The sequence below is a fragment of the Xenorhabdus vietnamensis genome (genome assembly GCF_002127535.1).
Classification (GTDB): domain Bacteria; phylum Pseudomonadota; class Gammaproteobacteria; order Enterobacterales; family Enterobacteriaceae; genus Xenorhabdus; species Xenorhabdus vietnamensis.
Genome location: NZ_MUBJ01000020.1, coordinates 40140 through 52975 on the forward strand (window position 1 = coordinate 40140; position 12836 = coordinate 52975).

Below are 12836 nucleotides of genomic sequence, written 5' to 3' on the forward strand. Positions count from 1 at the left end.
GCGAATCCCCGGGAGCATAGATAACTCTATGTTCATAACAACAGTGACCGGGGTGAGTAAGCGGCGGCCAACAAAGAAGCAACTTGAAATACGAAGGGTATAGCGCATTTTGTAAGACTTAAGGAGAGATAAACTATGACAACTTATGCCCTGGTAGGCGATATCGGCGGTACAAATGCACGACTGGCATTATGTGATGTGGATACTGGACAACTGAGCGCAGTCGAACTCTATCCCTGTGCGCATTATGCTTCACTTGAAATTGTTATCCGCCAATACCTGAAACAGCAAAACTGTGAAGTCAATTATGGTTGCATCGCCATTGCCTGTCCGGTAACGGATGATGTGATCAGCATGACCAACCACAGTTGGCGTTTTTCCGTTAGCCAAATGAAAGCGTCTCTGGGATGGGAACGTTTTGAGGTAATTAACGATTTTACTGCCGTTTCCCTCGCCATTCCGGTTCTTGGGGCAAATGATGTGATTCAGATTGGCGGAAAGCAACCTCAAGCCAAGCGTCCCATCGCGGTTTATGGGGCAGGTACTGGGTTAGGTGTTGCCCATCTCATTCACACAGGAAACCAATGGATGAGCCTGCCCGGTGAAGGTGGTCATGTTGATTTTGCACCGGACAGCGTAGAAGAAGATCATATGTTGAGTGTACTGCGGGAAGAATATGGCCATGTCTCTGCCGAACGTGTCCTTTCCGGGCCTGGCTTGGTGAATATTTATCGTGCTTTGATGAAATTGAACGGTCAACCCGCAGAAGAGCTTACCCCACGCGATATTTCCGACCGTGCACTGAGCGGAAATTGCCCTATCTGCAAACAAGCGTTGGAACTCTTTTGTTCAGCGTTAGGGCGCTTTGGCGGAAACTTAGCACTGAATATTGGTGCATTTGGTGGCGTGTATATTGCGGGTGGGATAGTCCCTCGTTTCCTTGATTTCTTCCAAAAATCAGGATTCAGGCAGGGATTTGAAAGCAAAGGCCGCTTTACAAACTATTTGCAGGATATTCCCGTGTATCTGATTACCCATGATAAACCAGGATTATTGGGAGCAGGATCTTATATCCGACAATCATTGGGTAAAGAAATTGGGTAAATATATTGGGTAAATAACCTCAATATATTTATATCTACTCATGCTATTTATTTGTTTGATTTTCTGCTGAAAAATATAAGCGATATTTAGCATGAGTGTATTATGCATATTATCCATACATTAAGCTTGGAAGACTTTAGCTCTTACCAACTTACGATAAGCGGTTGGAGTCAATTTGAAATGTTGTTCAAACACTTGACTGAAGTAATAAGCATCCCTAAACCCCACTAATTGAGCAACGTGCAATAAGGTTAAACCATTATCCGTCAGCAACTTTTTGGCAGTTAATAAGCGGTGATTCAAAATGTATTTATGAGGTGAGATCCCAACCTGCCCTTTAAACCGGCGAAGCAAAGTACTTTCCGATACCCCAGCATAAGCGGCAATATCCTTAATCGTGATTTGTGAATCAATATGCTGCTTAATATAGTCTTGTGCTATCGAAACCATCTCATCAAATTGTGTATTGCCCCCAATTTGAAAAAATGGTTCTGATTGAAAATTTGAAACCTCATGCAGAAAGTGTTTTTCAATAATTTCAGCAATCGGAATACTGAAAAACTGAGCGATAAGATAAACAAGTAGTTCTGTCTGGGAATTAATACTTCTTACACAATAAATATTGTCACAATATGTAATGCTTGCTTTACGATTCACATCAAGCGTTGGAAAATGGTGCTCAAATTTGTCATAAAAATACCAATGAGTTGTCACTGTTTGTTCTTCAAGCAACCCCGCTTTCGCCAACCAACATACTCCTGTTCCTGTTGCAACGATAAGAGCTTGCTTTTCTTTTTGCCGATTCAACCATTCAAGAATATCGTCTCTGCCAGCCATAGAGGAAAGTGGATTCCCCCACATGGGAGGTAAAAACACTAAATCAAAATCAACCTGATCTGAAAACTGGTGATGTGTATTTAGCGTAATTTGCGGTATTTTTTCATGATTATTCTCCCAATCACCAACAACAGACATATGGAGAGGATCTTCTCTCTGCTGCTTTCGGCTCCGCAAGCTACTCGCGCTATTTAACATATCCGACGCCAAAGTTATCCCGCTTTGTAGTGCCCTATCATATAAAACAAAAGCTATTTTCATGCCTATCTCCGCATATTGTGCATACCTATATTTAACGCTCAAAGAATAGATATAGTGACCATATTTTCTGTTTTAGTGACATTAATGTCAGAGATAATTATTGACTCTAACTGATAGACTTCAAGAAAAATTTTTTGGAGTTAATTATGAGTAAATTACCTGTAATTGTTGGTTTGGGTGGCATCAATGCCGCAGGAAGAAGTTCTGGATTCCACGGGTATAAACGCATTGTGTCCGGCAGTCTGAAAAATGAAATAATGCAAAATACCTGGGCTGATTTATGCCATCGGATGGGCATTATCAAAAATTCAGAATCTGTTACAACCGCCAACATTGAATACGCTAAAAACGGTACACTGATAAGAAAAATCACTCAGTTCGATCCCCAAAAAGTACAAATAAACAAAATACTGACCAGCACTGACAACCATTCAGACAGGTTATTAAAAAGCACGTATACATCACTGTCTGTTACCAGCGCAGGACAATTGCCGGAGGGATTTGAAATTGGTGATTTATATAATGCAAACAACCATCCACGTGGTTTGCGCCTAACTATCTATGGTGCTTCGGATTTGTTAAATTCGATTGGAATTGCATGGTCAGATATCACAGCATTGGTGGAGCCAGATCAGATTTCCGTTTATGCCAGCAGCTCTCTGGGTCAGGTAGACCGTTTCTCAATGGCTGGATTAATCGGCAACCCATTGAATGGCTCACGTGCCAGTTCCAAAATGCTTCCACTTTCCATGGCCGATATGCCGGCTGATTTCATTAATAGCTATGTTATTAATAACCTTGGTACAACTTCGGCCAATCTTGGAGCCTGTGCCAGTTTTCTATATAACCTCAAACAAGGCATCAATGATATCAAGCAAGGTAAGTCAAAAATCTGTTTAGTTGGATGTGCCGAAGCGCCTATCGTTCCAGAAATCATTGAAGGATTCAGAGTAATGGGCGCTCTTGCGGAAGACCACCAGCTCTGCAAGCTTGATGGAACTGATATTGTTAACCATCGCCGCGCTTGTCGCCCATTTTCAACCAATATCGGATTTACTATTGCAGAATCAGCACAATTTGTATTGCTTATGAGTGATGACCTAGCCTTGCAATGCGGCGCAAATATCCTTGGTTCTGTGCCAGATGTTTTTGTTAATGCAGATGCAAACAAAAAGTCAATCTCTTCTCCGGGAATCGGCAATTACATCACTATGATGAAAGCGGCTTCTCTTGCTAACCACTTACTGGATGGAAAGTTGCAATATTCCTACGTTCAGGCACACGGGACAGGAACACCACAAAACAGAGTAACCGAAAGCCATATTATTAATGAGGTAGCTAAAACGTTTGGCCTCCATAACTGGGACATTACCGCCATTAAAGCTCATGTTGGTCACTCTATTGCTGCAGCAGCAGGGGATCAATTAACCTGCGCTTTGGGTGTGTGGCAATATGGTTGGATTCCGGGAGTTACAACGATTGATCACATAGCTGAAGACGTACATGCAACCAATTTGAATATCTTGATGCAAGATAAGTTTGTTGGCGAATATGGCGCAAAGATGAAAGCCACCATCATTAATGCAAAAGGATTCGGCGGTAATAACGCAAGTGCTGTCGTTTTATCTCCACAGCAAACGATGAAAATGCTGAGCAAAAAACACGGTAACTCTGCCATTAGCGTATATTATCAACGCAATGAAATTATCAAGAACAAAAATGAAGAGCAAGATCGAGCAATCTGCAGTGGTGAAGAAACTGTTATTTACAACTTTGGTAATGCGGTACTGCAACCATCAGATATCCGGCTTTCACGACAAGAAGTGAGATTAAATGGATTCAAACAATCTATAAAACTGCCTACCGCAGAAGAGTTCGGTGAATTTTTGTGAAATGATATACATCAGTTTTTTGAGAAAGAATTTTCTGATATTAAGTGTGATTCTTGATTTGCATCAAAGTGCTTCATGCTGTTCTTCTTAAGCTAACCCCAGTATTTTTGTTAACATCATACTGTTACTGGGGTATCAAATGAGCATATTAAGGCTTTGTATTATCGGTAATGGAATGGTCGGTCACCGCCTCATTGAAGACTTAATGGATAAAGCCGGACATGAACAGTTTGAAATTACAGTATTCTGTGCAGAGCTGCACTTAGCTTATGACCGCGTCCATCTCTCCTCTTATTTCTCCCATCATACCGCTGAAAAATTATCCCTTGTCCGAGATGGTTATTATGAAAAACATAATATCCGTATGTTACAAGGTGAACGGGCTGTCCTGATTAATCGGGATGCAAAAGTCATCCATTCCGATACCGGCAAGATAGTGGAATATGACAAACTGATAATAGCCACAGGCTCTTATCCTTGGATACCTCCAATAAAAGGCCATGAAGGTGCTGACTGCTTTGTTTATCGCACAATTGAGGACTTGAACACGATAGAAGCCTGCGCTAAACGCAGTCGCCGAGGAGCCGTTATCGGTGGTGGCCTGCTTGGGCTGGAAGCCGCCGGCGCACTGAAAAATTTAGGAATAGAAACCCATGTCATAGAGTTTGCACCTGTATTAATGGCCGAACAGCTTGATCCGATGGGAGGTGAACAGCTCAGAAAGAAAATCGAGCGGATGGGGGTCAAGGTTCATACCAATAAAAATACATTAGAAATCCTTCATTCAGGCCATAGTTATAATAAAACAATGCTGTTTGCTGATGGCAATTCGCTAGAAGTGGACTTTATTGTATTCTCCACAGGTATTCGCCCTCAGGATACACTGGCTCGCCAATGTGGACTTACCATTGCTGAACGGGGTGGTATTGTCATTAATGATAATTGCCAGACATCTGATGAAGATATCTATGCGATTGGTGAATGTGCTTCATGGCAAGGCAAAGTCTATGGCCTGGTCGCTCCAGGTTATAAGATGGCACAGGTGGCAGCCGATCATATATTGGCAAGGGACAATACTTTTCTTGGAGCCGACCTGAGTGCAAAACTGAAGTTGCTGGGTGTCGATGTCGGAGGGATAGGAGATGTCCGTGGCCGCCAGCCTGACTGTCTCAGCTATATCTATTTAGATGAAAATAAAGAAATTTATAAAAGACTGATAGTCAGCGGGGATAAAAAATCTCTGCTGGGAGCAGTTTTAGTCGGAGATACCGCTGATTACGGCAACCTCCTGCAAATAATGCTGAATAACATCAAACTTCCAGATAATCCAGACTCATTAATATTACCTGCACATGCTGGCAGCGATAAGCCTTTATTGGGAGTAAATGCATTACCTGATACTGCCCAGATATGTTCCTGCTTTGATGTAACAAAAGGCAATATTATTCAGGCTGTGCAAAACGGCTGCCATACAGCAGATGCCATCAAGACAGAAACCAAGGCAGGGAGCGGGTGTGGAGGATGTGTACCGTTAATCAATCAGATTCTCAATGCCGAGTTGAGTCGTCAAGGAATTGAGGCCAATCATCATTTATGCGAGCACTTTGCCTATTCACGACAAGAACTTTATCATCTGATCAAAGTGGATCGGCTCACATCATTCCGACAACTGGTGAAAAAATACGGCAAGGGCTACGGTTGTGAGATCTGTAAACCGACGGTTGCTTCTCTGCTGGCCTCTTGCTGGAATGACTATATTTTGAGTGATGATCTTGTGCCGTTGCAGGATACAAATGATAACTTCTTAGCTAACATCCAAAAAGATGGCACCTATTCTGTCATCCCCCGCTCTCCTGGTGGAGAGATCACGCCGGATGGACTGATAGCAGTGGGAGCGATAGCCAAAGAATTTAATCTATATACCAAAATCACGGGCTCTCAGCGAATAGCGATGTTCGGTGCACAGAAAAATGATCTGCCACTCATCTGGCAACGTCTGATAGATGCCGGCTTCGAAACGGGCCATGCCTATGCCAAGGCGTTAAGAATGGTGAAAACCTGTGTCGGCAATACTTGGTGCCGGTTTGGCGTTGGCGATAGTGTCGGTTTGGGCGTTGAGCTGGAAAATCGTTACAAAGGCATCCGTACTCCCCACAAGATGAAATTCGGTGCCTCCGGCTGTACACGTGAATGCTCAGAGGCTCAAGGTAAAGATGTCGGCATAATTGCGACAAATAAGGGCTGGAACCTGTATGTTTGTGGTAATGGTGGAATGAAACCCCGACATGCAGATCTATTAGCGGCTGATCTCGATAAAGAGATTCTCATGCAATACATTGACCGTTTTATGATGTTCTATATCAGAACTGCCGATAAATTACAGCGCACTTCCGTTTGGCTGGAAAATATGGAAGGCGGAATAGATTATCTCCGCGCAGTTATTATTGATGACAAACTCGGTCTGAATAACCAGCTAGAGCATGATATGACTGAACTGAGAGCCAAATTCTCCTGCGAATGGCAGCAAACCGTCAATGATCCTCATACGCTGATCCGTTTTTCCCACTTTATTAATAGCACTGAGCGAGATCCTAATATTCAGATGGTCGCAGAACGGGCGCAACATCGGCCTGCACATCCACAGGAAAGAATTGCAATCAGGTTGATAAAATCCGAGGAGGAAATGGCATGAATCAATGGATAAACATCTGCCCGCTCGAAAATATTGTTCCCGATACCGGTGTTTGTGCTCTGATTGGGGATCAGCAAGTCGCTATTTTTAGGCCTTTTGATGATGAGCAGCTATTTGCATTAAGCAATATCGATCCCTTTGCTTCTGCAAGCGTACTGTCGCGTGGGTTAATTGTTGAGCATAATGATGTGCTATGGATTGCCAGCCCGTTGAAAAAACAGCGATTTAGGTTAAGTGATGGATTTTGTTTGGAAGATGCAACTTACTCTATCTGCTCATTTCCGGTCAGAGTGAATAATGGGTATGTGCAGGTTTTTCTTGAGCAACATCATGATTGAAGGTGTTGTTGATAGATAAATTGTTAATTGGTGCGTCAGGATTCTTACTATCGAATAGATTGCCTCCGCGTTTATGCGTTAATAGCGGGGGCAATTTTGATCCCAAACTCCAGCAGTCAGGTTAAATTAACTATATTTTTAATAGCAGTAAGAAATACCAGTAACTACAAAAAATAACTGACTTGTCCACATCCAAGTAAATAACAAAAGGAGCTCGCTTAAAGGGTAATCTGATAATCACCGAAACAAAGCCAGTAACAGACAGATCGAGTTTAAGTTATTACAATAATTACTTATAACACCATTTAATATTTCATTAATAGAGCGGTACTTTGCCAACCAGCACCAACCGACCAAAAAATTAGTAAATCACCACGAGTAACTTTTTTTCTTTCTAGTGCTTCATAAAATGCGACAAATGGACTATTGGTCGCAGTGTAACCATATTTATCACCAATAAATAATGCCTTATCCTGATCCACATCAAGTGCTTTACAAAGTAGTCGAATGTTATCTATAGAAAATTGCGAAAACATAAACCCTTTAATATCAGCAGGCACTAAATTATTTCGTGAAAGTAGCAATCGGATCGATTCATATGCAGTGGTGATACAAATAGCATCATCAAAAGGGGTGAATCTGACTTGTGAGGAAACGTCATGTCGATGAATGTTTGATAATCCACATGCAGGGAAAAGTGAATTGTCGATCACAGAGGTTTGCACGTGAAACTCTGAATCTATAAAACCATTACCTTGTTCAGTCTTATGAAGAACGACCGCTACAGCAGACTCTGAAAAACATGAATGGTAGACGGGTTCATTACTACTATGGCCCCAAGATAATCGCTACCTACAACCAGCGCAAGCTGGCATGACGGGCGAGCCATCATCGCTCTGGAAACCATTTCTACCGCAACTAATAACCCCGCACAATTGGCGTTAATATCAAATGCCAGAGTCCTTTCTCCACCTCCAATAGCATGATGTATCTTGAGCGCGGTTGAAGGAATAAGATATTCTGGTGTTTGTGAAGCAAATACTATAAGGTCTAAATCCTTAGCCTGACATCCCAGCTGTTGAATAGCATCATTAGATGCCGCAACTGACATCGTGAGGGTTGTATCCGATGAGTCACGGATCAGATAACGGTTTTTATGCCCCAGTTTATTTAATAAACCGCTAATATCAATACCTTGGGCAGCATAGTGATCTATAAACCAATTATTATCAACCGAGGTTGAAGGATGCCAAATTCCTAATGATGCAATCGCCACTCTTGTCATAATTACTCCTATTTATCCCCCATATTTATTGGAATTATTTGATTTACACTCAATAGTTCCATCAGCAGGGATTTTGTTATAAGAAACTAATTAATTTCTTCATAAATACAATATCATTAATCAATAATTACGTATTAAAATTCACAGGTTAATTTAAATTCGATAAAGTAATAATATAAGTTCATAAAATGAAAGATGTAACACAATAAATACCCTACATCTTCCAATATATTCCACTAGGTCATTCATTAATTTTAATATCAAACGACAGGCTACATAGAATTAGCTCACTTACAAATCAACACTCACTCAAAAATATCACCCCTATACTTTCACGTTAATTTGACATATGAATATAAGATAACATTTTAATAAAAATAAACACCATATAATGAAATACCATTCCAGCTTTGCATGCTAAACTTGCAAAGAATTAAATATTTTCAGCTACACCATTAGGTTACTTAATTTCTCTTTATGATCATAACAATGCACACTGCAAGGAATATTCTGCCACTGTAGTAAAACAGCGGTAGCAGTAGATGAAGGTGAAAATCCCATAACAATCACCCAGTCAAAATCAGTCAGATTTTTATTATTTTGTATTTCCATAAAACCAAAAAAGCTCTGCGCTGGCCCTAAACTTCCGTATTTATGAAAAATGGATACAATCTTATCTTTTTCTACACCTAAAGCTTCCGCAGTGATGCCAGCAACCCATTCGGTCGGATCATAGACATAAAAAGCGCTGATATCATTTAGACCAATCCCGTTTGATTGACATACTTTACTACAACACTGATAAATTGTTTCCTTTAGGTTATTAAATATATATTTCCCTCCTTCAGGCTTATAGCAAACATAACTTTCAGATACTTCATTAAATTTCAATATATCGTAATGTGCGGTATTCAACGTATGGAAACCAGTCACTTTTACACCTTGCTTTCTGCTAATTATTAAACATGCAGCACCATCGCTTAATAATGTTCTTGCGGGATCGCTTTTTGAAAACCAATGCGAATAATTACAGCCAGTAATAACAGCTATGTTATGAAACTCAGCGTTAAGTAGCTTAGCAGTGGCGAGTTCCAATGCAATTACACCACCATTTGTTCCGGCATTTACTGACACCACTGGACAAGATAGTTTTAATGCTCTGGACAATTGCCCGCCTTCATCACACAAAATACTATCAGGCCATACCTGGCTAATAATCAGATAATCAATATCTAAAACATCCATCCGCACCTGTTTTATAGCAGCTAACAAACTTACTTTCATTAATTCAATTAATTCTTCTTTATTATTTAAACGCCATAAAAAACGTGACTTAGATATCTTCTGTCTATCAGGTGCGCTGAATTCATTACAGATATTATCCTCAGGATTAATAATAATTTTTCCCGTAGGGAGAATACCTGCTGCTGCAATAATTGAGATGTTATTATCCATGTGCCTCCTCCTTTAATCTCTTTAAAGTGTTAACTCTATCATTTAGAGGAGGAAGCACATATTTATCAATAAACACATTAATCACTGCTGGTTTCTTTTCTTCAATTGCATGAAAAAGAGCTTCTCGTAATTCTTTTATATTTCTTACGTTATAACCTGTCGCTCCAATAGCTTGCCCAAATAGAGCGAAGTCAACTTGAGGGATATCGCAGTCGAGTTGAGCATTACCCAATAGCTCCACCCCCTGCCTGCACATATTATAACTAGCGTCATTCATTACAAGCCATATTGCAGGTAATCCATATTTGACAGCAGTGCTTACTTCATTCGACATCAACATCGAGCCATCGCCTATGATACCTACCGCACAGCGTTCTTTTGATGCAGCAATCCCTATTAGCCCGCAAGCATAATGCCCCATAGCTCCATAAGCTGTATTTATGCGATATCTCAAAGGGTTAGAAAATTTCAGATAGCGATTAGCCCAAACAAAGGAGTTACCTGCTTCTACAGCAACATAACAATCGAACATATCGATAACTATTTCCTGGATCACACGCATTACATCAAGCGGATGGCACACATTCTTTGCCGGATCTGAATAATATTTATTACTGTCACATAGAGTTGAGATAGTTTTAATATGATCGGAAGGAATTGACTTTTCAGAAACATAGGTATTAATCAAAGTGATAAATGTTTCAATATCGCAATCTATTAATACACTGTGTGGAGGTAGATTCTTTTTAACTTCCTGTACATTTAGACCTATATAATAAACCTTAACTTTATCAAGACTATTTTGGATATATGATGAACTTAGCTCCCCCAATCTGGTTCCCATAATGATAACAGCAGACAAGGAGGGGCAATGTAATATCTTATTAATGCTCTCTGTATCTGAGCCTAATCCACTAGTTCCGACATAGAGGTGGTGTTTTTCATCGAAGATCCCTTTCCCCCTTGGGGTAGATATTACTTGCGAATTTGTTTTTACAGCAATCTGTGTCAATAACGTAGATGCATGCCGTGCACCAAATCCCGCCCAAAAAATAGCATTTTTATTGATAATTAAATCTGCTATTTCCTGTGAATAGTGTTTTACATGATCACCTAAGTCATCATAAGGCAACAGGATCTTCTCATCATTTTCAGAATCAATAATTTCTTGCTGCGCTTTTGTTGTTAAAAATATACCAACTATATAACCTTCTTTCTTATTTAACCCTTTCCTTAATTTCTTCTCAACATCATGGTAATCTTCTTTTTTACTTATAATGATAACTTCATCAAAATAACCGCATCCATCTGAAAGAACTAAACCTTCTATATCTTGTACTGTAGTCTCCTGTAAGCTCCATTTTCCTGAAGGAGCAACAGACGTGATTGATGATATGAATATAACCTTTGCTCCATCTAACTTTGCCGCTTTTAATCCTGTTAAAGCATTGCTTATGCCAGGACCTGCTGTGGCAAAAGCAATTGCTGGAACTTGCTGACACAAACTGAATTCAGATGCAGCAAAGACCCCACCCTACTCATGCCTACAGTGAAATATCTTTATTTTTTCCGATTCTGTTAATGCTTGCCATATAGGTACAATAAAGCCCCCAGAAACACCAAACGCTGCTTTAACCTGACAATCCTCAAGTAACTTAACTAAATTTTTCGCAATACTCATTGTCATACTATATATTTCATCCACTTTTAATAAAAAAATCATTAACTATTACAATAAAAAATAGATTCATTATGTTAATAGTTATAATTAACACGCATTTTCAGAATGCAATAAAATTTTATTCATACGATAAATAATCACATCACCAAACCACATAATGACTCTCAATTTTATATAAATAAATACAACTGCGTTATTCTGGCAGTAAATAAATCCATATTTAATTAAATTATTTACTCAATGTATTAAACACTGAATTTTTTAAATTCAATTAATTAATCACTCATCATAAAATCCATTTATTAAATAATAACCTCATGATCACCTTGTTAATTTACGCCTATAATTCCACCACCAGCTATTTTATTAATCCTTTGTTCTAATAATGATAAATACTTAATTATTAATTTCATAATTTCTTATGCTTACTTTATCCACTATCTATTTTCTGAGTCACTTCTAAGGCGTTCTTAGCAAAGAAATGGGAAGTCAACAAATTGGGACAAATCTGTTTAGGGTTATGCTTTTCGATTCACTTATTTTTCAACCTACTACCAATGTTTGATAAACTTTACTTGAATCGTTCGGCAATGAAAAATCGTTCTTCGTTTAGTCTAATCTGCCACATACGCTTTCAGATACTCATGCATTAATTTTTTTTAATATTACACTCAATCTCGGAAAATATAAAACCATCAGTATATTTATTTTTTAAAATAATTTAAGATATTTTGTTAAGATGTACTACAAAGTAAAGATCATTATCTTAATCTATTTCTTCTATTGTGATAATTATTAACCAATAGCATTCACAAGAAATCTTATAATTCCCCCTATTGAGAGTAATGTTTTCTTCTCCAAATCTATAAAACCTACTGACAATCAACACTTATACTTTTAGTATTACAAAACTTAATAATATTATTATGGTATCCCTATGAAATTAAGGGACAAACCTCTCAAAAAATAAATAAATGCAATTATTCTATACTTCAAATCTCCAAACACCCCAAAGTAATAACCTTATATGTAAGCAATAGATAGCTAGTAAAGAAACATGTCATTACCTTACAGTATTCCGATCATTTCACTCTTTTGTAGATTTTCTCATTACATCTATTTTTAACTATACGTCTACTGTTAACCACATATTGATAAGGTTAATCATTTATTTGTGATAGAGAATTATGTTGAGTTTATAATTTTAGATCAGCATCAATAAACCAATAACATTGATATTATCGTCAATTATGATTTTTATAGGATGCATTATATACATCTTTTGATTAAA

The 12836-nt window shown here is 38.8% G+C and carries 9 protein-coding genes and 1 pseudogene; 4 read left to right on the plus strand and 6 right to left on the minus strand.

The features are described from left to right. Positions 1-135: 135 nt before the first annotated feature. Entirely contained in the window at positions 136-1104 is a 969-nt protein-coding gene (gene glk, locus Xvie_RS25510) for a glucokinase (RefSeq protein WP_086108860.1), read from the plus strand. Positions 1105-1224: 120 nt separating this feature from the next. Here glk and Xvie_RS25505 read toward each other — a convergent pair whose 3' ends face one another. Then, a complete protein-coding gene (locus Xvie_RS25505; RefSeq protein WP_086108859.1) occupies positions 1225-2202 on the minus strand; it encodes a GlxA family transcriptional regulator in 978 nt (325 codons plus the stop codon). Between the two features lie 146 nt (positions 2203-2348). On the opposite strand from Xvie_RS25505, the gene Xvie_RS25500 reads away from it, so the two are divergent. From Xvie_RS25500 to nirD, 3 genes are all read left to right on the plus strand, one after another. Then, positions 2349-4094: a beta-ketoacyl synthase gene (locus tag Xvie_RS25500; RefSeq protein WP_086108858.1), complete on the plus strand. Its 1746-nt coding sequence runs from the start codon at positions 2349-2351 to the stop codon at positions 4092-4094. A gap of 139 nt (positions 4095-4233) precedes the next feature. Beyond that, a complete protein-coding gene (nirB, locus tag Xvie_RS25495; protein WP_086108857.1) occupies positions 4234-6786 on the plus strand; it encodes a nitrite reductase large subunit NirB in 2553 nt (850 codons plus the stop codon). Then, positions 6783-7124, plus strand: a complete 342-nt coding sequence (gene nirD / locus Xvie_RS25490; protein ID WP_086108856.1) for a nitrite reductase small subunit NirD — start codon at positions 6783-6785, stop codon at positions 7122-7124. Before nirB ends, nirD begins: the two co-directional genes overlap by 4 nt. Before the next feature lie 305 nt (positions 7125-7429). Here the strand turns inward: nirD and Xvie_RS25485 are convergent, their stop codons facing one another. The 5 genes and pseudogenes from Xvie_RS25485 to Xvie_RS26690 form a co-directional block, all read right to left on the minus strand. Then, on the minus strand, positions 7430-7849 hold the full coding sequence (locus Xvie_RS25485; protein WP_208612543.1) for a 3-oxoacyl-[acyl-carrier-protein] synthase III C-terminal domain-containing protein: 420 nt from the start codon (positions 7847-7849) through the stop codon (positions 7430-7432). Between the two features lie 56 nt (positions 7850-7905). After that, entirely contained in the window at positions 7906-8409 is a 504-nt protein-coding gene (locus tag Xvie_RS25480) for a beta-ketoacyl-[acyl-carrier-protein] synthase family protein (RefSeq protein WP_208612541.1), read from the minus strand. 447 nt (positions 8410-8856) lie between these two features. Beyond that, on the minus strand, positions 8857-9864 hold the full coding sequence (locus tag Xvie_RS25475) for a 3-oxoacyl-[acyl-carrier-protein] synthase III C-terminal domain-containing protein (RefSeq protein WP_086108855.1): 1008 nt from the start codon (positions 9862-9864) through the stop codon (positions 8857-8859). Then, positions 9857-10426, minus strand: a complete 570-nt coding sequence (locus Xvie_RS26685; protein WP_339373925.1) for a thiamine pyrophosphate-dependent enzyme — start codon at positions 10424-10426, stop codon at positions 9857-9859. Before Xvie_RS26685 ends, Xvie_RS25475 begins: the two co-directional genes overlap by 8 nt. Before the next feature lie 141 nt (positions 10427-10567). Then, positions 10568-11587 (minus strand): annotated as a pseudogene (locus Xvie_RS26690) (thiamine pyrophosphate-binding protein); the annotation flags it as partial. Between the last annotated feature and the right edge of the window lie 1249 nt (positions 11588-12836).

Excerpts from the sequence above, each read along its gene's own strand:
- glk (WP_086108860.1), top strand. The coding sequence starts at position 136 with ATGACAACTTATGCCCTGGTAGGCGATATCGGCGGTACAAATGCACGA.
- Xvie_RS25505 (WP_086108859.1), bottom strand. The coding sequence starts at position 2,202 with ATGAAAATAGCTTTTGTTTTATATGATAGGGCACTACAAAGCGGGATA.
- Xvie_RS25500 (WP_086108858.1), top strand. The coding sequence starts at position 2,349 with ATGAGTAAATTACCTGTAATTGTTGGTTTGGGTGGCATCAATGCCGCA.
- nirB (WP_086108857.1), top strand. The coding sequence starts at position 4,234 with ATGAGCATATTAAGGCTTTGTATTATCGGTAATGGAATGGTCGGTCAC.
- nirD (WP_086108856.1), top strand. The coding sequence starts at position 6,783 with ATGAATCAATGGATAAACATCTGCCCGCTCGAAAATATTGTTCCCGAT.
- Xvie_RS25480 (WP_208612541.1), bottom strand. The coding sequence starts at position 8,409 with ATGACAAGAGTGGCGATTGCATCATTAGGAATTTGGCATCCTTCAACC.
- Xvie_RS25475 (WP_086108855.1), bottom strand. The coding sequence starts at position 9,864 with ATGGATAATAACATCTCAATTATTGCAGCAGCAGGTATTCTCCCTACG.
- Xvie_RS26685 (WP_339373925.1), bottom strand. The coding sequence starts at position 10,426 with ATGCGTGTGATCCAGGAAATAGTTATCGATATGTTCGATTGTTATGTT.